General features: G+C 43.5%; 19 protein-coding genes. 18 read left to right on the top strand and 1 reads right to left on the bottom strand.

The window, feature by feature from the left end; translation table 11 throughout:
* The first annotated feature begins 165 nt into the window (after positions 1-165).
* The 9 genes from NXZ84_RS08445 (at position 166) to NXZ84_RS08405 (ending at position 9,964) form a co-directional block, all read left to right on the top strand.
* A complete protein-coding gene (locus tag NXZ84_RS08445; RefSeq protein WP_258839823.1) occupies positions 166-636 on the top strand; it encodes a MaoC/PaaZ C-terminal domain-containing protein in 471 nt (156 codons plus the stop codon).
* Between the two features lie 187 nt (positions 637-823).
* Complete coding sequence (locus NXZ84_RS08440; protein ID WP_258839822.1) at positions 824-1,537, top strand: response regulator transcription factor; 714 nt, start codon at positions 824-826, stop codon at positions 1,535-1,537.
* The gene (gene pnpS / locus NXZ84_RS08435) at positions 1,534-3,306 is read left to right on the top strand and encodes a two-component system histidine kinase PnpS (protein WP_258839821.1); all 1,773 of its coding nucleotides are present in this window, start codon (positions 1,534-1,536) and stop codon (positions 3,304-3,306) included. Before NXZ84_RS08440 ends, pnpS begins: the two co-directional genes overlap by 4 nt.
* A gap of 199 nt (positions 3,307-3,505) precedes the next feature.
* Entirely contained in the window at positions 3,506-4,435 is a 930-nt protein-coding gene (locus tag NXZ84_RS08430; protein ID WP_258839820.1) for a PstS family phosphate ABC transporter substrate-binding protein, read from the top strand.
* 100 nt (positions 4,436-4,535) lie between these two features.
* Positions 4,536-5,459 carry a phosphate ABC transporter permease subunit PstC gene (pstC, locus tag NXZ84_RS08425; protein ID WP_258840369.1) on the top strand — a complete coding sequence of 308 codons (924 nt, stop codon included), beginning with the start codon at positions 4,536-4,538 and terminating at the stop codon, positions 5,457-5,459.
* The gene (gene pstA / locus NXZ84_RS08420; RefSeq protein ID WP_258839819.1) at positions 5,459-6,379 is read left to right on the top strand and encodes a phosphate ABC transporter permease PstA; all 921 of its coding nucleotides are present in this window, start codon (positions 5,459-5,461) and stop codon (positions 6,377-6,379) included. The genes pstC and pstA overlap by 1 nt, the downstream gene beginning before the upstream one ends.
* 13 nt (positions 6,380-6,392) lie before the next feature.
* Positions 6,393-7,151, top strand: a complete 759-nt coding sequence (pstB, locus tag NXZ84_RS08415; RefSeq protein ID WP_258839818.1) for a phosphate ABC transporter ATP-binding protein PstB — start codon at positions 6,393-6,395, stop codon at positions 7,149-7,151.
* A gap of 15 nt (positions 7,152-7,166) precedes the next feature.
* A complete protein-coding gene (gene phoU, locus NXZ84_RS08410) occupies positions 7,167-7,826 on the top strand; it encodes a phosphate signaling complex protein PhoU (protein WP_258839817.1) in 660 nt (219 codons plus the stop codon).
* A 161-nt stretch (positions 7,827-7,987) separates the two neighbouring features.
* The gene (locus tag NXZ84_RS08405; RefSeq protein ID WP_258839816.1) at positions 7,988-9,964 is read left to right on the top strand and encodes an SBBP repeat-containing protein; all 1,977 of its coding nucleotides are present in this window, start codon (positions 7,988-7,990) and stop codon (positions 9,962-9,964) included.
* A 12-nt stretch (positions 9,965-9,976) separates the two neighbouring features.
* On the opposite strand, the gene NXZ84_RS08400 is transcribed toward NXZ84_RS08405, so the two are convergent.
* Entirely contained in the window at positions 9,977-10,459 is a 483-nt protein-coding gene (locus NXZ84_RS08400) for an acyl-CoA thioesterase (RefSeq protein WP_258839815.1), read from the bottom strand.
* Positions 10,460-10,761: 302 nt separating this feature from the next.
* Here NXZ84_RS08400 and polA point away from each other — a divergent pair, with 302 nt between their 5' ends.
* The 9 genes from polA (at position 10,762) to dnaI (ending at position 20,406) form a co-directional block, all read left to right on the top strand.
* Entirely contained in the window at positions 10,762-13,413 is a 2,652-nt protein-coding gene (gene polA / locus NXZ84_RS08395) for a DNA polymerase I (protein WP_258839814.1), read from the top strand.
* A gap of 29 nt (positions 13,414-13,442) precedes the next feature.
* A complete protein-coding gene (gene mutM, locus NXZ84_RS08390) occupies positions 13,443-14,270 on the top strand; it encodes a DNA-formamidopyrimidine glycosylase (protein ID WP_258839813.1) in 828 nt (275 codons plus the stop codon).
* 91 nt (positions 14,271-14,361) lie between these two features.
* Positions 14,362-15,024 (top strand): sporulation membrane protein YtaF, encoded by a 663-nt coding sequence (gene ytaF, locus NXZ84_RS08385; protein WP_258839812.1) that lies wholly within the window; start codon positions 14,362-14,364, stop codon positions 15,022-15,024.
* A gap of 14 nt (positions 15,025-15,038) precedes the next feature.
* Entirely contained in the window at positions 15,039-15,653 is a 615-nt protein-coding gene (coaE, locus tag NXZ84_RS08380; RefSeq protein ID WP_258839811.1) for a dephospho-CoA kinase, read from the top strand.
* Positions 15,611-16,249 (top strand): lytic transglycosylase domain-containing protein, encoded by a 639-nt coding sequence (locus tag NXZ84_RS08375; protein WP_258839810.1) that lies wholly within the window; start codon positions 15,611-15,613, stop codon positions 16,247-16,249. The genes coaE and NXZ84_RS08375 overlap by 43 nt, the downstream gene beginning before the upstream one ends.
* A 99-nt stretch (positions 16,250-16,348) precedes the next feature.
* On the top strand, positions 16,349-17,389 hold the full coding sequence (locus NXZ84_RS08370) for a glyceraldehyde-3-phosphate dehydrogenase (protein WP_258839809.1): 1,041 nt from the start codon (positions 16,349-16,351) through the stop codon (positions 17,387-17,389).
* A gap of 65 nt (positions 17,390-17,454) precedes the next feature.
* Positions 17,455-17,949: a transcriptional regulator NrdR gene (nrdR, locus tag NXZ84_RS08365; protein ID WP_258839808.1), complete on the top strand. Its 495-nt coding sequence runs from the start codon at positions 17,455-17,457 to the stop codon at positions 17,947-17,949.
* An 82-nt stretch (positions 17,950-18,031) separates the two neighbouring features.
* Complete coding sequence (locus tag NXZ84_RS08360) at positions 18,032-19,480, top strand: DnaD domain protein (protein WP_258839807.1); 1,449 nt, start codon at positions 18,032-18,034, stop codon at positions 19,478-19,480.
* The gene (dnaI, locus tag NXZ84_RS08355) at positions 19,477-20,406 is read left to right on the top strand and encodes a primosomal protein DnaI (protein ID WP_258839806.1); all 930 of its coding nucleotides are present in this window, start codon (positions 19,477-19,479) and stop codon (positions 20,404-20,406) included. Before NXZ84_RS08360 ends, dnaI begins: the two co-directional genes overlap by 4 nt.
* The last annotated feature ends 16 nt before the right edge of the window (positions 20,407-20,422 follow it).

Below are 20,422 nucleotides of genomic sequence, written 5' to 3'. Positions count from 1 at the left end.
ATTAATGAGTGTATATGATGCGTTATTCACTTACTATTCTATTTTCGCTGATTTAGAAGGAAAAAATCAAGGGATACAGCATAGTTGTGACGAAATTGTAATTCATTGAGTTCATATCTGGAAAACGATATAATGTAAGCGCATACAAAGAGGAGGACGATGAGCGTGTTGGGGCAAAAAAGAGGACAAGGGAAGAGATGGGATGAATTAAAAATAGGGGAGAGCGTCCATGAGAAGAAGGTATTAGCAGTTCGGGATATTGTCTTATATCTTGGGCTGACAGACGATACAAATCCAGTGTTTGTAGAAGCTAATTATGTGCATCAAACCCCATATGAACAGTTGTTGGTCCCTTCCGGGTTATTAAGTGGCTGGGTAGAGTCTTTGATATCTACGAAATTACCAGGTGCAGGGAGTCTCATTTGTGCCCAGTCTCTCACATTTCCTAAACAGGTGACTCATGGAGAACGGGTGGAGTGCTCACTAGAAGTAATACACAAGGATGAAATTCAGCAGCGGATATCAGTGGCTGTTCATATACAGAATGAACAATCGGAAGATGTGACTGTGGGTGAAATACAGGTGATTCCGCCTATAACGAAGTCGATCTTACAGCAAACCTATGATAATTTTTAAAGATAAATAGCTGAGAGCTGCGGTCAAATGGTTGGTGTGATATATATTCTAGGAGTAATCGGGACCCTTTGAAGAGAGAAGGGGCTATTTCCGGATACTCTTTTTTTTGGTCTCTCTTTTTTTATTTATGCTATGATGAGAAAGGAAGAGAATGTATTCTCACACATAAATACAGGGAGAAGGGGTATTGATGAAGCGTATTCTCGTCGTAGATGATGAGCCCTCTATTGTTAAGCTAGTCCAATTCAACTTAGAAAAAGAAGGATATAAAGTTGATATTGCTACAGATGGCTCTACTGCATTGGAGATGGCAAAAAACCAAGATCCAGATTTAGTCGTTTTAGACTTAATGCTACCTCAAATGGATGGACTTGAAGTTTGTCGGCGCTTACGCCAAGAAAAACATTATATGCCCATCCTTATGCTCACAGCTAAAAACGAAGAGTTTGATCGTGTGCTAGGATTAGAGCTCGGCGCTGATGACTATATGACAAAGCCTTTTAGCCCTAGGGAGTTACTGGCTCGCATTAAAGCAATATTTCGCCGAGTGGAAGCTGTTCATGCCCCTGTATCTGCTGAATCGAAGGAAGAGTGTATCCATATAGGAGAGTTGATGATACTACCTGAAGGGTATGAAGCAAAATTAGACGGTGAATTGTTAGAGCTTACACCTAAGGAATTTGAATTGTTGCTCTTTATGGCTAGGAGTAAGGGTAGAGTGTTATCACGAGATCAGTTATTAAATGCAGTTTGGAATTATGACTTCGTGGGAGATTCACGCATTGTAGATGTACATGTGAGTCATTTACGAGAAAAAATAGAAAAAGATACTCGGAAACCTATTTATATTAAAACCGTACGGGGAATTGGCTACAAGTTTGAAGGACCGAAGTCTGGATGAAAACGCTACGTAAAAGATTAACCACTCAGTTTTTGTGGGCGATTAGCATTTCAATACTCGTGACTGGTATTATTGTAATTTCTTTAGCTAAGTCTTCTTATAACGAAAGAATAGAAGAGCGTTTGTTGCAAGAGGCCAACATGATTGTTACCGCTATTGACAGAGATGATGTTCAGCATGCCTCGTGGCAAGAGGCAGGCAGAACATACTCTCAAATATTACAAGCGGAAGTATCTCTGTTTTCTTCTAAAGAGGAGAGCGTAGCGGATGAAAGTGAGCGGAAGCGCGATTCGGCTTCTGAGAAGCGACAAGTACAAAGGGTATTTGAGTCGGGTGAATCATATACAAGCTCTACACTATGGGATCAATCTCAAGTTGTTATTGTTCCTATCTTAAACAGTAAGCAAGAAGTTACGGGGGCAGTTCGGATTGAGCTAGTGGATTCATCGTTTGGTAGTAGTATTCTTCGATATTGGATATATCTACTTTTAGTCGGTGTGATCGCTGTGATGCTAGCGGTAGGCGTAAGTGCGCTGATGGCATACGGATTGACGAAGCCAATAGAAGAGGTGACCCGAATTGCTACAGATATTGCACAAAAAAACTTTCAGCGTATCGTGACGGTTCAGAGTGAGGATGAGATCGGTCGCCTAGGGCAAGCGATTAATCGAATGGCAAGTAGTCATCAGAAGCAGATGGCATCAGTGCGTAAAAGTAAGCGTCGATTAACCACTGTCATTGAGACGATGGACAGTGGTTTGCTCATGGTTAATGGAAAAGGAGAAATTAATTTAGCTAATCGAGCGCTGGAAGAAATGTTAGGAGTAGAAAATGAGCAGGTAATAGGTACGGATGTGCAGATGATTCCTTATCCGCATGAAATTCGCACACTTTTAAACCGTTGTATCGAACAGGGGGAACGAATTCGCGAAGAGATTCATCTGTATCTTCCTGAAGATCGGATCATTGAAGTGCGGGTGGTACCAATTGGGGGTCAAAATGAAAGGCTAGGCGTAGTAGCTGTTCTTCATGATATTACCGCTATACGTCGTTTAGAAAAAATGAGAACTGAGTTTGTCGCAAATGTTTCCCATGAATTAAAAACACCTGTCACCTCATTGCGAGGATTTACAGAGACTTTATTAGATGGTGCGATTGATGATAAGGAGACCGCGCGTGAGTTTTTAAACATTGTGTTGGGAGAAAGTTTACGCTTAGAACGGTTAATTAGTGATTTGTTGGATCTATCCCGGATTGAGTCGAAAAAGTTAACATTGGAGCGAGACTGGGTACAAGTAGATGAGTTAGTGGTGTCTACAGTACGTTCTTTCCGTACAAAAGTGGAAAAGCGACAACAGGACTTGCAGCTATGTATAGAGAATCCTTTCCCTGTATATATCGATAGAGATCGATTTGAGCAAATCCTGCTCAATTTACTTTCTAACGCGATTGCCTATACGCCACCTGGAGGACAGATCACTGTTGAAGTGATACAGATAGCCGATGAATGGCGTCTGGAGGTAAAAGACACAGGAATTGGGATACCTGAAGAGGATTTATCCCGTATATTTGAGCGTTTTTATCGGGTAGATAAAGCACGTTCGCGCGAATCTGGAGGAACAGGCTTAGGCTTAGCTATTGTAAAACACTTAGTGGAGGCACATGAGGGTAAATTAGAGGTGAAGAGTTCTGTGGGAGAAGGAACGACCTTTTCTGCTACGTTTCCGCTGGTATTCATGGAACACAAGGAAAAATCTAGCGATAACTAATAGAAAGACACACGTGGATTAAGCGTGTGTCTTTCGTTGTGTATTGAGTTAGAGAGTTGTAGTCCATTCTATGATTGGAGCATTTTATTTCTACGCTTTAACATAACCTTTACATTTCGTTTATGATCTCACAAAATGGGTACGCTAATCTATGAATTGTAGAAGTTAATTCACACTCGCCCAAGGGGGAAACACAGTTATGTTTAAGCGCACCATACTTTTAGTTGGGGCCTTTGCTCTATCATTTGGTATGATGATCGGCTGTAGTAGCAGCGAAGAAGGAAATAAAAATGGGGCTGAACTATCAGGTACAGTAAAAATTGATGGATCCAGCACAGTATATCCAATCACTCAAGCGATGGCAGAAGAATTTATGATGGAAAACCCTGAGGTAGAGGTGAATGTTAGTACTTCTGGTACAGGTGGCGGCTTTGAGAAGTGGGTGAAGGGTGAAATCGATATTAATAACGCTTCTCGCCCGATTAAAGATGAAGAGACCAACAAAGCAAAAGAAAATAATATAGAGCCGATTGAAATTCCAGTCGCCTTCGATGGCATTACCGTAGTTGTAAACAAAGATAACGACTTCGTCGATGAACTGACGATGGAAGAATTAAAGAAGATATGGGAACCAGATAGTAAAGTGAAGTCATGGAAAGACGTGCGTTCGGACTTCCCAGATAAACCAATTAAATTATACGGGCCAGGAACCTCTTCGGGAACCTTTGATTACTTTACAGATGAAGTGGTGGGCGAAGAAGGGAAAAGCCGTACTGATTATCAACAGAGTGAAGACGATAATGTGTTGATTACAGGAGTTGCGGGTGACGAATACAGTTTGGGATACTTCGGATACCATTATTACATCGAAAATAAAGATAAGCTGAAAGCTGTTAAGATTAAAGCGGATGCCGATGCAGTAGAACCGACTGAAGAGACAATTAATGATGGATCATATAAGCTTTCTCGTCCAGTCTTCATCTATCCGAACAAACAAGCATTACAGAAAAAAGAAGTAAAAGCGTTTATTGAATATTACTTAACGGATGGCAAAGAGTTAATTCCAAGTGTAGGATATATCTTGATGCCAGAGGAAGAATACGAGAAAGCGTTAGAGCTGATTAAGTAGGAATATTGGATAGGGATCGTGTGGTGTACTCAGGGAATGTGTTCCCTTAGCGCACCGCACGTTTGCCGTTTTACGAAAGGAGAGGATTTAGTTGGATAAAGTGGCACAACATAACGGGAGTCGCTTCCGTTCTCCCCGGACAGGACGTCATCGGGTCGAAGCATTAATCCCGAAAGTATTATTATTTATGGCATTGATATCTGTATTTACAACAATAGGGATCGTTCTTACATTGCTCTTTGAAACGGTTGCCTTCTTTCGCGAGGTTTCATTTTTAGAGTTTGTAACCGCAGACAAATGGACTGCATTATTTAGCGCGGAACAGCGAGAATTTGGGATTATGCCGCTAGTGGCAGGAACGTTGTTGGTGACAGTGGGTGCAGCGTTCGTGGCAATCCCCATCGGAATTGGTAGTGCTATTTTTCTAAGTGAATATGCTCCAGATGGATTGCGGAAAGTAGTAAAGCCGATGTTAGAAGTTTTGGCTGGGATTCCGACGATTGTATATGGGTTTTTTGCCCTTACCTTTGTAACACCGTTATTACGACAGGTTTTCCCGGGCATGGGTGTGTTTAACGCACTTAGCGCTAGCTTAGTGGTAGGTATTATGATTATCCCTATGATTGCTTCGTTGTCAGAAGACGCTATGCGTTCTGTACCTCGTGGAATTCGCGAGGCAGCGTATGCTTTAGGGGCGACCAAATTGGAGGTGGCGGTCAGAGTGGTTCTACCAGCCGCTCTGTCAGGTGTGATTGCCTCGTTTGTGCTGGGTATTTCCAGAGCGATTGGAGAGACGATGATTGTTACTATCGCTGCAGGTGCTACGCCAAACTTAACATTAGATATGACGGATTCGATTCAAACGATGACGGCTTATATGGTTCAAGCGGCTACTGGGGATAACACATATGGAAGTACACCGTACCTTTCCATCTATGCTGTCGGTATGACCTTATTTATCTTTACATTTATTATGAATATGTTGGCGCAATTTATTGCTCGTCGCTATAAGGAGGAATATTGATGCGAGGTGATTCCATCAGCGAAAGCAGAAATATATCAGCTAATGATCAGGGTTCTGCAAATAAAGAACGGAGGCGGGTTGGATTCCGGCGTTTTAAAAATCGACTTGCCTTCGGCTTGTTCTTTCTCTCGACGCTATTTGGGATTGTGGTACTGGCAGTGTTACTCATCGACGTTTTCCGCGATGGGGCAGCTTGGATTACTCCTCACTTTTTTGAAAACTTTGCGTCGCGCCTGCCTGAACGTGCGGGGATTAAAGCCGCTTTGTGGGGCTCTATCTGGGTGATTGGGTTAACCACTCCCATTACATTTATTTTAGGTGTAGCTACCTCGATCTATTTGGAGGAATATGCACGTAAGAACTGGTTTAGTCGTCTCATTCAGCTCAATATTAGTAACTTGGCTGGAGTTCCTTCTATCGTGTTTGGGATTTTGGGCCTTACGTTGTTTGTACGAGAGTTCGGCTTAGGTCCAAGTATTTTGGCTGGAGCATTTACCATGTCCTTATTGGTATTGCCGATCGTGATTGTCGCTTCTCGCGAAGCGATTGTAAGTGTACCTCAAGCTTTGCGGAACGCATCCTATGCCATGGGCGCGACACGCTGGCAAACAATTCAAAAGGTGGTACTACCTTATGCGATGCCAGGAATTTTAACAGGTACGATTCTTGCACTCTCGCGTGCGATTGGGGAGACAGCTCCGTTAATTATGATCGGTGCTGCTACGTATGTCGCTTTTACTCCGGAAAATGTGCTGGATTCGTTTACTGTACTACCTATTCAGATTTATAGTTGGGTTGGACAACCAAAGGAGGAGTTCCAATTCCTTGCAGCAGCTGGCATTATTGTCTTGCTGGGTGTGTTACTCTCAATGAATGCGATTGCGATATATTTACGTAATAAGTTTCAGCAAAAACCTTAAGGAGGGAAAGCACATGTCGCATATAGCAATTTCTGTAGATAAATTAGATCTTTATTACGGAGAAAAGAAGGCATTAAATCAGATATCGATGGACATGGATTCCTATTCTGTCTCTGCGCTGATCGGACCATCTGGATGTGGGAAGTCTACCTTTCTGCGCACATTAAATCGCATGAACGATATGATCGAGGGAGTGCGTATTGAAGGTGAAATTAATATCCATGGGGAAAATATCTATGATAAGCGCGTAGATGTAGAGGTACTGCGCAAGCAAGTTGGAATGGTATTTCAATCCCCCAATCCGTTCCCAAAAAGCATCTATGATAACATTGCCTATGGTCCGCGTATCCATGGTACTCGCGATCGGAAGAAGCTAGATGAAATTGTAGAGAGAAGCCTACAACAATCTGCATTGTGGGACGAAGTGAAGGATCGCCTTAAAGATCGAGCTACTGGTTTGTCGGGAGGACAACAACAGCGTCTCTGTATTGCACGCGCATTAGCGGTAGAACCAGAAATCATTTTAATGGACGAGCCGACATCTGCCCTTGATCCGATTTCAACGGGCAAGATTGAGGAGTTAATGCAGGAACTGAAGAAGAATTATACCATCGTCATTGTTACTCACAATATGCAACAAGCGGCGCGAATTTCGGATAAGACAGCGTTTTTTCTAAATGGTGATCTTGTTGAATACAGTGATACAGAGAAGTTGTTCTCCACACCAGAAAATCAAAAAACAGAGGATTATATCACAGGCCGTTTCGGGTAACGGGAGGAGTGAAAAGTGGTAGTGAGACAATTTGATCAATCCCTGCAAGAGTTGAAACAAGCACTTTTGGACATGGGTGAAAAACTGGAGATTGCCATTGATAAGGCGGTTCGCTCATTGGTACATCTGGATGTGAATTTGGCACAAGAAGTACTGGCAAAAGATGAGGTTATCGACCGTATGGAAGATCAGATCGATGACATGGTAGCGTTGTTGATTGCCACTCGTCAGCCTGTTGCCACTGATTTACGTAGAGTGATTGCCGCTATGAAAATTGCTTCTGATATGGAGCGGATGGCCGATCTGGCGGGTAATATTGCAGAAGTTACAGTTAAGATGGTACGTAACGATCAAAAGCTTTTTAAAGAGCTCGTCGATATTCCACGTATGGCTAAAATCACACAGAAAATGGTGCATGATGGGATTAATAGCTTTATTGATGGGAACGTAGAATTAGCGCGCGAATTAGCAAAAACGGATGATGAAGTGGATCATATTTATGAGAAAGTGGTTAAAGAGTTATTACAGTATATGATCGAACAGGAGCAGTACACCGAAGTAGCGTTGCAACTCTGTTTCGTCGGCCGGTATTTGGAACGGATCGCTGATCATGCGACCAACATTGCGGAAAGCATTGTTTATATTGAGACGGGGAAAAGGGTGGACTTGAACTAGTTTTAGTGATTGCATGGAAAGCTTTTCAGCTCTCCATGCTTTTTTTATGTCTTTGAAAAGTACGTGGATGAACGCATTTAAAAATATTTTACATATGCTGGAACTGTCGCTTTTAGTTAATCATATGCTATGAAGAAATAGGTATAAAGGGAGGAAGGCGTGTGTCAATCCAGCATGCAGAAGATATTTCGTTTCACATTCCTTATGACCAGTACACCCTAATCTGTCAGCGGGATCGAATATTATTTTCCCACCCTGAAGGAAATGTTTCTCCTCTAGGACTCCATTTTAGAAACCATGATGCTGGGGTTCGCTTACATGAGGAAGACGATAAGATCGTATATCGACGTTTGTGGGATGGAATTGATGCCATTCTTTATAAAGGACGGGAGTTAAAGTATGAATTTGAAGTTTCGCCAGGGGCGAAGGTAACTGATATTCGATTTTGGTTTAGTGGTGTGAAAGCTACTTTTATTGATCATGAGGGGAACATGCAGTTACAATGGGGGAAGGGATGGCTAACGGATCGTAAGCCGATAAGTTTTCAGCAGAATTGGGGTAGACCGATTGTAACATCGTACCAACAGTATGCAGATGAAGATATCGGCTTTAACATAGAAGGGGAGTACGACGAAACGAAGACATTAATAGTAGATCCTGTTGTGATTTATTCCACCTATCTGGCAGGGAGCGGTTCAGATTTTGGACTAGCGATAGCAGTTGATCATGATGGAAATGCCTATGTCACAGGAAATACAAGCTCAACTAATTTTCCTGTGACAAGTGGAGTGTTTCAGACTAGGCTTAGGCAGGTGGATGCGTTTGTAAGTAAGCTAAACGCTAGTGGAACGTCGCTTCTTTTTTCTACCTATCTAGGAGGAAGTAATATCGATGGGGGACTTGGGATTGCGGTCGCAAGTAACCGTACCGTATTTGTATCGGGGCAAACCAACTCATTTAACTTTCCTGTGACAAGTGGTGCTTTTCAAACGGGGCTAAAGGGCGAAACAGATGCCTTTATTACAAAGTTATCTGCTACGGGTTCAACCCTCTTTTATTCTACGTATTTGGGTGGTGGGGGTCAGGAACCAAATGCGAAGGTGGCGATTGACGACGATGGTCATGCCTATGTAGGAGGAGCAACTCAATCGACTAACTTTCCCGTGACGAGTGGTGCTTTTCAAACCGTGTTTGGGGGAAATGAAGACGCATATATAGCGAAGCTAAACCCGACAGGTAGTTCGCTCTTATTTGCTACTTATATCGGTGGATCGGGTGTAGATTTCGGTGAAGATATCGCTCTTGACTCCAATCATAATACGTATATTACAGGCTTTACAGATTCTGAAGATTTCCCCATTACCAGTGGTGCTTTTCAGACGCAACTAGGAGGAATGAATAATAACAATGCCTTTATCACTAAATTAAATGCGCAGGGAACCTCACTTGCCTATTCCACCTATTTAGGTGGAAGTAGGGGGGATAGTGGATGTGCTATTACTGTTGATTCTTTTGAGAACGCATACGTGACAGGGACCGCTTTTTCAAGAGATTTTCCAACTACCGCGGTTGCTTTTCAGACTATAAATAAGGCAGAAGATGGCACGGCGTTTGTGAGCAAATTAAATGATGTGGGAAGTATGCTGAAGTTCTCCACCTTTTTAGGGGGAAGTGTATCAGATATAGGCGCGGGAATTGCGGTTGACCGTGATCAAAACGCATGGGTTGTGGGGGGGACATTATCTACGGATTTTCCGATAACCTCCGACGCGTATCAAGCTCACCTGGGTAGAGTGGGATCGATGAACTATTTTGTGACGCAAGTAAGTTCGAGTGGGCGTGGGATTTTATATTCCACTTTTCTTGGGGGGACAGGACAAGATCTAGGTTCTGATATAGCGGTTGATACTAGCAACTGTGTATATCTAACTGGGTCAGCCACCTCCAATAATTTCCCTACGACTGACGGGGCTTTCCAAGAAATAGCCCCTGTAAAAGGTGGTTCGTTTGATTTTTATGCAACCATAACGGCATTTCGTAACGACTCGCTCAGAGGAGCGACCGGTGCAACGGGACCTCGTGGTCCCCGCGGTCCACGAGGAGCGAGAGGTCCGCGAGGTGGCGAATCTGAGGGATAGTATATAAGTCTATTATGAGAATGAATTTTTCTTACGTTCTCGGCGCTTCTGATGACGATTGGGTGCCGTGCGATAGATTTCCTCTTCCTCTTCGGTGGTGGGGATGACAGCAGGCACCTGAATAGGCTTACCGTTTTCATCGATGGCCACCATCGTGAGAAAAGAGGTGGTGGTCACTTCTTGTACTCCGGTTCGGATATCTTCGTTCAACACTTTACAGTATACTTCCATCGATGTACGTCCAGTCCATGTGACAAACGCTTCAAGGGTGATAATATCTCCTTCACGGACAGGAGTGAGAAAATCGACAGAATCGATTGAGGCGGTGACCACCATTGAGCCACAATGTCTCATTGCAGCAATAGCTGCTACCTCATCTATAAAGGCGAGCACTTTTCCACCGAATACGTTACCTAAGTAGTTGGTATCTGGAGGTAGGACGATTTTAGATTGAATGGTACGAGATCGATCGCAAGTTACTGATTGTCGCGTCATAGTGATCCTCCTAGTAATAATGATATAGGGGCTGTTGGAACATCCACTTTGGTTATATAGATTGCCACATAGATGACCATGTATATCTTACCATAATGTTGGCGTTCCCATGCTTTTTTGTTTTGGCATCACATAATCATACAGCTATTTACATATCAAACGATCCCCTCCATCGAAGCACCTTCTTTCCTGGAAGCGGCTCTTCCCACATGATACAATGAGAGTAATAGTTATGCTCCTACTGTGAAAATGCGAAGAGCGATAAACCTAGGGAGGTTAGGGCTGGTGGACAGCCATGAAATATGAAAAAGTTGATTCTCGTCGATGGTAATAGTATTGCCTTTCGCGCATTTTATGCGTTGCCTCTGTTAACCAATAAATCAGGTCAGTTTACAAACGCAGTGTACGGATTTACGATGATGTTGATGAAGTTGATGGAAGAGGAGAAACCTTCCCATCTCTTTGTTGCTTTTGATGCGGGGAAAGAGACGTTTCGTCATAAGCAGTATGCAGAGTACAAGGGCACCAGACAGAAAACACCCAGTGAGCTATCGGAGCAGTTACCCGTAATGCGCGAAGTGTTGGATGCCATGGGGATTCATCACTATGAAAAGAAGCAGTATGAAGCAGATGATATTATTGGCACCTTAGCTCACTCTTTAAAAAGTGAAGCAGAGGAAGTCCTCATTGTGACGGGGGATAAGGATTTATTGCAGTTGGTGGATGATAATGTTACTCTCTTGATGACCAAAAAGGGAGTGACGGATGCAACCCGTTATGACCGTGCTAAAATTGAGGAGCAGTACGGGTTAACTCCAGATCAGATTCGTGACTTAAAAGGTTTGATGGGTGATTCTTCCGACAATATCCCAGGGATTCCAGGGGTGGGGGAGAAGACTGCACTTAAATTGTTGCATCAGTTTGAGAGCGTAGAAAGTGTGTTGGATCATATCGACCAACTCCCGGGGAAGAAACTGAAGGAGAAGGTTGCGGCTCATCAAGAACAAGCTCGGATCAGTAAAGAGCTGGCTACGATTTATTGTGAAGTTCCATTGGAACTATCCGCACAGGATTTACGGTGTGACGAGCCCAATCACGATCAGCTGCGCACCCTTTTTAAAAAATTAGAGTTTAAGAAGCTACTGGAAAGATTGGATCCAGAATCCTCTCAACCGGAAGAGGAAAGTGCTGTTCATTTGCAAGAGGTCTCTTATCAGATGGTGTCGGAGATAGATGAAAACTTAGCCGAGTGGTTCTTGCAAGAAAAGTTGGGTTGTGTAGTCGAGTTGAGCGATGAGCACTACCATCATGGCGAAGTTATTGGGATGGCTCTTTCTGATGGAGAAAAACAACTTTACCTTCCGTGTGAAGTGATGAAGGAGTGGAAGGCTTTTCGCACTTGGTTGGCAGACGGGAGTAAAGAAAAAATTGTTTACGATGCTAAGAGAACACAAGTTTCTTTAACACGACAAGGTTTTAGAGTTAATGGATTATCTTTTGACATCATGTTGGCGGCATATTTACTAAACCCTTCAGAATCCGAGATTTCGTTAAGTGAGATTATGGAACAGCACCTGGGGGGCGGATTGCCCACTGATGAAGCGGTATATGGAAAAGGAGCAAAGCGACAAGCACTTCAGGGAGAAGCACTAGGGGAGCATTTGGCGCGAAAAGCAGTTGTGGTAACGCAACTAGAAGAGCTGTTACGGACTAAATTGAAAGAGGTAGAGCTAGACAAGCTTTACTTCGATATCGAACTCCCTTTAACGGATGTGCTGGCTCGAATGGAGCAAGAAGGGATTCGAGTCGATGTAGAAGGATTAGAAGCATTGGGTGAAGAATTGCGGGCTCGCCTAAATGAGTTGACAGATAAGATTTATGACTTGGCTGGCACACAATTTAATATTAATTCCCCTAAGCAGATGGGAGAGGTTTTGTTTGATAAACTGGGGCTCCCTGTCATTAAAAAGACGAAGACGGGGTATTCGACAAGTGCAGATGTGTTGGAGAAGCTTGCTCCCCAACATGAAATCGTAGAGTATATCTTGCATTATCGTCAAGTAGGCAAACTGATATCTACCTATATTGAAGGTTTGCTCAAAGTGATTGAAAAAGAGCAGAGTAAAATTCATACTCAGTTTAACCAGGCGATAACTGCGACAGGACGATTAAGCAGCACGAATCCTAATTTACAAAACATCCCTATTCGCTTAGAAGAGGGACGTCGTCTTCGACGAGTGTTTGTGCCATCGAAGCCAGGTTGGTCTATTTTAGCAGCGGATTATTCGCAGATTGAATTGCGGATTTTGGCAAATATCTCAGGGGATGAAACGTTGATTCAATCCTTTATCGAGGAAAGGGATATTCATACCCAAACAGCAATGGATATTTTTGGGGTTAATGAGGACGATGTTACTTCTTTGATGCGCAGTCATGCAAAAGCTGTTAATTTTGGGATTGTATATGGAATTAGTGATTATGGGTTATCGCAGAATCTCGATATTTCCCGTAAAGAAGCGGCTGCCATCATTGATAAGTATTTTAGTAGCTATCCTGATGTGAAAAAGTATCTAGATGATGTGATTGAGAAGGCGAAAAAAGAAGGCTATGTAACGACGATCTTTCAGCGACGTCGTTATTTACCAGATATTCACTCGTCTAATTTTAACCGCCGTAGTTTTGCTGAACGCACGGCAATGAATACACCCATTCAGGGATCGAATGCAGATATCATCAAAAAAGCGATGGTAGAGATGGATCATGAATTGCGAGAACGTGGATTGGAAAGCCGCATGCTATTACAGGTGCATGATGAATTAGTGTTTGAGGTGCCGCAACATGAGATTGACACTCTCACACAGTTGGTAAAGGAAGTGATGGAGGGGACTGTTTCACTTCGCGTTCCTCTAAAAGTGGAGGTTAGCAGTGGCTCTTCATGGTATGAAGCCAAGTAGGATAGAAAGGACGAGCAGGTGACGTAAAGATGCCAGAACTACCAGAAGTAGAAACTGTCAAAAGGACGCTAACAGAGCTTATTGTAGGAAAACAAGTAGCTGATGTGATCATCACACTACCTCGTATCATTCAGCGACCCAGTGATCTGGAAGAGTTTCGACAACAGTTGTTGGGGACGACGATTCAACGAATCGAACGAAGAGGTAAGTTTTTAAAAATTTATTTTGATGGATGGGTGCTCGTCTCTCATTTGCGAATGGAGGGGAAGTATCGTGTAGAAGATGCTTCTGAGCCTCCGGCGAAACATACGCATGTTCGTTTCCGATTTTCGGATCGGAGTGAACTGCGCTATTTGGACGTACGGCAATTTGGAACGATGCATTTATTTAAAGCAGGAGAGGAAGAAACGAGTAAGCCTTTAGATCGATTAGGTCCAGAGCCGTTGACAAAGGCGTTTACGCTAGAGAATTTTCGATCAAGGATGGTAAAACGGAAAACAAATATTAAAGCGTTACTGCTAAATCAGTCTTTTGTTGCGGGCTTAGGCAATATCTATGTGGATGAAGCACTTCATCATGCCAAGATTCATCCTGAACGAGGTGTTGCAACTCTGTCGGAGGAAGAGCAGGAAAAGCTATATGACAGCATTCAGTCTACGATTAAAAAAGCGATTGCTGTCGGAGGCTCCTCAGTTCGTTCCTATGTGGATGGAAATGGGGAGATGGGGATGTTTCAATTACAGATCCAAGTGTATGGTCGGAAAGAAGAACCGTGTTATCAATGTGGCACCCCAATTACACGAACGGTAGTAGCGGGACGAGGAACGCATTACTGCTCTAACTGTCAGAAAGTATAGCTAAGAAGGTGGGGTGAAGCTCTAGACGCACACCTTTTCCTCCCTTTCCATAAGATAGGTTAGAATCTTGTGTGGAGGGAGAGGATGGGGGGTGTGGGCTTTTATCTCATTGATTTTTATCTCATCTGCCATCAGTATTGACAGCTTTGGAGTGGGTCTAACGTATGGAATGAGGGGAATGCGCTTACCTCTTACATCGATCTTCATCATTGCTGGGTGTTCGGGAATGGTAATGGCATTGTCCATGACAGTCGGATATTGGAGCAAGGATTGGTTTTCGCCGCAGGCAACACAGGCGCTAGGGGCATGGATTTTAGTTTTATTAGGAGGATGGAGTTTACTGCAAGCATGGAAACAGTCACATCAAAAGCAGGCTTTCACCATTCAAACAGCTTCAATCCACTCAGAAAGAGAGTTATTCTCCATCGAACTTCGTACTTTGGGATTCATGATTCAAATTTTACGCACCCCGATGTCAGCCGATCGTGATCAATCGGGAACAATTTCTGCCACCGAAGCCGTTTTGTTAGGGATGGCATTATCATTGGACGCTTTTGGGGCAGGGATTGGAGTAGCATTTCTCGGCTACCCATCTTGGCCAGTGGCTACTATGATCGCTGTCATGTGTGCATTATTTTTACGAGTGGGGCTGGAGGTCGGGTTTCGGATAAATAAGAACGGAAAAATTTCATTCTTCAAATATATACCTGGACTTATATTAATTGTGATCGGACTTTTGAAAAGTATACCTTGAGAGGAGGACGGGTGATGATAGTAGGGTTAACTGGTGGAGTTGCGACGGGAAAAAGTACTGTTGCGAAGATGTTGGTCGCCCGTGGAGCCAGATTGATTGATGCGGATCAGCTAGCACGCACCGTTGTAGAGCCTGGAACGGAGGGTTTGGCAAAGGTGCGGGCTAAGTTTGGAGAAAGCGTTATAACGACCGAGGGCGAGCTGGATCGTGGACGCTTGCGCCACCTAATTTTTCAAGATGAATCCCTGCGCACAGCGATAAATGAAATCATACATCCATTAGTACGGCAAGAGATGCGCAGACAGATCATGCGATATCGAGAAGCTGATCCGGAAGAAGTGATTATTCTCGATATTCCCTTGCTATATGAATCTCAATTGACGCATATGGTGGAAAGTGTGATTGTCGTATACGTGCCATTCAGGATACAATTAGAAAGACTAATATTGCGCGATCAGATGGGACAAGCTGCTGCTGAACGCATGCTTGCTGCGCAATGGTCGATTGAAAAGAAAAAGGAAATGGCTGATTTTTGTATAGATAATTCCAAAGATCTTGTGGATACGGAAAGACAGGTGGATCTATTATGGAGACAACTCACGCGAAAAGAAGACGAACTAAATCAGTAAAGAGAGTGTTTCCTTCGTTTCGTTCCATTATTTTTCTATTTTTCATTGCTGCTGCTGCTTTCTTCTTTTTTACGCCTTACTATGAAGAGTGGAGATACCCGCTGGCATATGAGGAGGAGATTTTTTATAGTGCTGATGTGCACGATATGGATCCGTATTTGGTGATGGCGGTTATTCGAGTAGAGAGTCGTTTTGATCCGAATAATGAATCGCACAAAGGCGCACAAGGTTTGATGCAGCTCATGCCAGATACAGTGAAGCATATTGTGGAAAGTGGTGGGTTCTCCCCCTCATTTAATCAGGAGGTTAATGACCCTGGCATTAATATTCGTATGGGTACGTGGTATTTGGATTGGTTGGAAAAGGAATTTAATGGGAATCAAGTAGCTATGGTCGCTGGTTATAATGCAGGACCTGGTAGTGTAAAGAGATGGATGCGTGAAGGAACGTGGGATGGAAGTATGGAGCATGTCGAGAACATTCCGTTTAAGGAAACACGTGAGTATGTAGAAAAAGTATTTTTCTATTACGAGAAGTATGAAGCCGTCTATAAGACCTTAAATTTAGAGCCAGAAACCCGTAGTCCACAAGAATAGGCACGGGTTTTCCTTTTATTTGCATTGCAATATGTGTCATACTGATTATAATGGTAGGAGGAATTAATGTGTGACATTAGAGGGAAGGGGTTTATAATTATGACTACACGTATTGCTATAAATGGATTTGGACGAATCGGACGAATGGTATTTCGCCGTGCCATGCACGATAAAAATATAGAAATTGTAGCTATTAACGCTAGCTATCCTGCTGAAACCCTTGCTCATCTTTTAAAATATGATACGCTTCATGGAGCGCTTGAAGATGATATTCGGGCTGAGGATAACAGTCTTTTAATAAATGGTGAGCGTGTGCTGCTAGTAGCGGATCGTGATCCTGCACGCCTTCCGTGGAAGGATCTACAGATTGATGTTGTGGTGGAGGCGACAGGGAAGTTTCGGGATCGTGAAGGAGCAGGGTTACATTTGCAAGCGGGAGCCAAAAAAGTAGTTATTACGGCTCCTGGAAAAAATGAGGATGCAACAGTGGTTATTGGTGTAAATGAAGATACCTATGAACCGACGAAGCATCACATTATCTCTAATGCTTCGTGTACGACAAATTGTTTAGCTCCCGTAGTGAAAGTGCTACATGAAACTTTTGGGATCGAACATGGATTGATGACGACTGTTCATGCCTATACAAATGATCAGAAGAACTTGGATAATCCTCATAAAGATTTACGTCGTGCTCGTGCATGTGCTCAGTCGATCATTCCCACGAAAACAGGGGCAGCTAGAGCAATTAGTGAAGTTTTACCGGAGTTAGAGGGACGAATGAACGGAATTGCTTTGCGGGTACCTACACCAAACGTCTCTATTGTTGATCTGGTGGTGGATCTAGAGAAAGAAGTGACAGCAGACGAAGTAAATAAAGCGTTTGCGCAAGCAGCAAACACCACCTTGGCAGGGATATTGGCGTATACGGAAGAACCTCTTGTTTCTAGTGACTATAACGGGAATGACCACTCTGCCATTGTAGATGGCTTAACGACAATGGTTACAGGAAAGAAACAAGTTAAGGTATTAGCATGGTACGATAATGAATGGGGATACTCTTGTCGGGTGGTTGATCTTGTCCACTTAGTAGGAGAATCTGTAGGGAAAGAGGCAGTAGAAGAGACTACGAGTAGCGTTTGAACGCTTGACGTTGTCTAATAAATGGGAGAGACTAAAAGGGTAGTCCGATTCGGGAGGGATAGCGAATGCGGTGCCCTTTTTGTCATTTTACGGGGAGTAAAGTATTAGATTCACGTCCGGTGCACGATGGACGCACGATCCGACGTAGAAGAGAATGTGACAAATGCGAACGTCGCTTTACTACGTTTGAGATGGTGGAAGTAAAACCTTTGATTGTCGTCAAAAAAGATGGAAAACGAGAAGAGTTTTCGCGTGAAAAGTTATTGCATGGCTTGATACGTGCGTGTGAGAAAAGACCGGTTCCCGTTGGTGAGCTTGAGGAAATGGTGGATGATATTGAAAAATCCCTGCGTGAAGTAGGGGAAGCTGAGGTTCCATCTCGTGAGATTGGAGAACGGGTGATGGAGCGATTGATTCATGTGGATGAAGTGGCTTATGTTCGTTTCGCTTCAGTATATCGGCAATTTCGAGATATTAATGTCTTTGTGCGTGAGTTGGAAGATCTGCTGGGTAGATCACGTGAAGGTAGCTCGACTGAGAAGGGTAAAGAAAAAGAGTAGAAAGTGGGTACCGAAAAGCAAATAAACCTTAATTATGCTAAAATGATAAGATAGTTTTTGTACAGAGAATGGGGGTTTGCTGATGAATTGGAAAGAGTGCTCACCCATGGATCTCTTTCGGGTGCGGACGGAAAGTCCGATTCAATTCAGTGACATCAATGCGTTGCTCCATCTGTATCAACCGATGGTGGGAGCGACAGCTGCTAGTTTATATTTGACATTGGCTCACCAGCCTCCATTTCAACAAAGTGGACGATCAGCGTGGTTTCCTCATCGCTACCTCATGAATTTAACGGCATTGCCTTTTATACAGATGCTAGAAGCCAGGTATCAGCTGGAAGGAGTCGGCTTGCTGACTACACGAGTTTCACAAAAAAATGATAGACGCTGCTTCGAATATGAGTGGATTGCGCCGCTTTCGCCAGCTCAATTTTTCGCGAGTGATGTACTAAACATTACTCTCTTTCATCGGCTAGGTAAAGAGCAGTATACCAACTTGCGTAAGCAAATGATACAGCCGCTAGAGACAGAAGAACAGCGTGGAACATGGATGGAAGTGACTAAATCATTTCAAGATGTATTTGGTACACTAACCCCATCAGAAATGCAGGTAGCAGCGGAGATAGAGACTAAAGCAGTCTCGGTTCCGGCGCAAGGGGTCCAAAAACAAAAAACAACGCCCACCATCTCCATTGCGGAGGAGTCAAACCTAAACTATATATATAGCCGGATGCGACCGCTGTTACATGAGCATGTCTGGACTGAAACGTTGCAAGAGCAGTTGCAACAGATTCAGCTCCTATATGAATTGAGTGAGTGGGACTTGTTGCGTGCACTCCAAAATCCGGAGGTAACAAGAGCTGGACATATCGATATGGAGCGACTCCGTTCATTTATACGAAGTGAATATCAGGCCAGGTCTCAGCGCAGTGCCCCGGATATGTCAATAGTGAAAGACAACCCATCCCCGCAGCAACAGCAAGTGGAACGAGATGAAGTGGAAACAGAAGAAGAGAAGCATTTTCGCCAGTTGGAGTCAATTTCTCCACTTGAGTTCATGTCATACTATCATCAAGGAACGCGTATTCCTAAAGCCGATATGGAATTGGTTGAGTGTTTGATGACAGATTATCGTCTACCGCACGGCGTCATTAATGTGCTGCTCGACTATGTGCTGCAAACACATAACAACAAGCTTCCGCGCCCCTTAGTAGAAAAGATTGCAGGACACTGGAAGAGAGAACGTGTAAATACTGTAACAGAAGCAGTGGAGTTGGCACTTAGAGAACGTCATGGGCAAGGAAGGCAAAATTCGGATGTGAAAAGAGTGGCAAAGCCACGACGATCTCCTATTACTAAGAGGGATAAAGTTCCAGAAGCTGTTGCCAAAGGAAGAGATCAGCAGGCGAAAAACGAAGCAAAAGAAGAATGGGATGCAGATCCGCAAGCACAAGCAGAGATTATGGAGCAACTCCAACGGATGCGCAGTCGCTTAGATCAGAGAATGCGTGAAAAGAGGCAGAGCAGATGAAACGGATCGGAGAAAATTTAGGAAGAAAGGAATCTCAGATAGGGAAACGGCGGGCCAATGAACAGTTGCGTTTACTTCTTCAACATCCATTGTTGCAAGAGTTTCAGGGGCATCACCCCCACTTGACTCGTGAGGTTTATATCCGTTCACTCCTCCATGTGCGTCAATATGTAAAGGAACAGGAACAGTGTTTGCAGTGTCCGGGTCTTTCGAAGTGCCCCAATATGATGAGTGGTCATAAACCCGAGCTCTCAGCTACGAGTGGTTATATAGAATTACGGATGCAGCCGTGTTCACTGTGGAAAGCAGAGCAACGTAAACAGCAGAAAGAGAAATTGATTAAAAGTCATTACATCCCAAAAGATATTTTAGAAGCTACATTTGAAACGATTACGGCCAATCCAGCTCGTATTGCTGCTGTTCAAGCAGCTATTCATTTTTGTGAACAATTTGGTGATGAACGACCACAAAAGGGATTGTACTTGTACGGTGACTTTGGTGTGGGTAAAAGTCGTATTGCTGGTGCGATTGCGCAGGATTTAACTCGTCATGATGTAGACTCGCTTATGGTGTATGTACCCGACTTTATGAGAGAAATTCGAGATGCGGTTAATGATGGTTCACTCAGTAAAAAACTAGAGGCGCTTAAAAAGGCGACTGTGTTGATATTAGATGACATAGGTGCAGAGTCACTTACCCCGTGGATTCGAGACGAGATTCTGGGTGCAATTCTACAATACCGGGTGGCAGAGGGCCTACCTGTCGTATATACCTCCAATATGAGTTTGGAGGAGTTGACCGATCACTTGGCCTATTCTAATAAGGGTGGAGTAGAACGAACCAAGGCACTCCGTATTATGGAGCGAATCTCGCACTATGTGAGACCCATCTTAGTAGAGGGCCCTAATCGTCGTGAAAAAAAATAGAGATCATTTTATAAAA

It is taken from the genome of Mechercharimyces sp. CAU 1602 (genome assembly GCF_024753565.1).
Taxonomy (GTDB): domain Bacteria; phylum Bacillota; class Bacilli; order Thermoactinomycetales; family JANTPT01; genus Mechercharimyces.
The sequence above is the reverse complement of the archived record's forward strand: the minus strand, read 5'-3'. Positions and strand labels throughout refer to the sequence as shown.

What these genes read in the sequence shown, in the direction of transcription:
- coaE (WP_258839811.1), top strand. Translation starts at nt 15,039, where the DNA reads ATGATAGTAGGGTTAACTGGTGGAGTTGCGACGGGAAAAAGTACTGTT.
- polA (WP_258839814.1), top strand. Translation starts at nt 10,762, where the DNA reads ATGAAAAAGTTGATTCTCGTCGATGGTAATAGTATTGCCTTTCGCGCA.
- NXZ84_RS08400 (WP_258839815.1), bottom strand. Translation starts at nt 10,459, where the DNA reads ATGACGCGACAATCAGTAACTTGCGATCGATCTCGTACCATTCAATCT.
- pstB (WP_258839818.1), top strand. Translation starts at nt 6,393, where the DNA reads ATGTCGCATATAGCAATTTCTGTAGATAAATTAGATCTTTATTACGGA.
- NXZ84_RS08370 (WP_258839809.1), top strand. Translation starts at nt 16,349, where the DNA reads ATGACTACACGTATTGCTATAAATGGATTTGGACGAATCGGACGAATG.
- mutM (WP_258839813.1), top strand. Translation starts at nt 13,443, where the DNA reads ATGCCAGAACTACCAGAAGTAGAAACTGTCAAAAGGACGCTAACAGAG.
- pnpS (WP_258839821.1), top strand. Translation starts at nt 1,534, where the DNA reads ATGAAAACGCTACGTAAAAGATTAACCACTCAGTTTTTGTGGGCGATT.
- NXZ84_RS08375 (WP_258839810.1), top strand. Translation starts at nt 15,611, where the DNA reads ATGGAGACAACTCACGCGAAAAGAAGACGAACTAAATCAGTAAAGAGA.
- NXZ84_RS08430 (WP_258839820.1), top strand. Translation starts at nt 3,506, where the DNA reads ATGTTTAAGCGCACCATACTTTTAGTTGGGGCCTTTGCTCTATCATTT.
- dnaI (WP_258839806.1), top strand. Translation starts at nt 19,477, where the DNA reads ATGAAACGGATCGGAGAAAATTTAGGAAGAAAGGAATCTCAGATAGGG.
- pstA (WP_258839819.1), top strand. Translation starts at nt 5,459, where the DNA reads ATGCGAGGTGATTCCATCAGCGAAAGCAGAAATATATCAGCTAATGAT.
- nrdR (WP_258839808.1), top strand. Translation starts at nt 17,455, where the DNA reads ATGCGGTGCCCTTTTTGTCATTTTACGGGGAGTAAAGTATTAGATTCA.
- NXZ84_RS08360 (WP_258839807.1), top strand. Translation starts at nt 18,032, where the DNA reads ATGAATTGGAAAGAGTGCTCACCCATGGATCTCTTTCGGGTGCGGACG.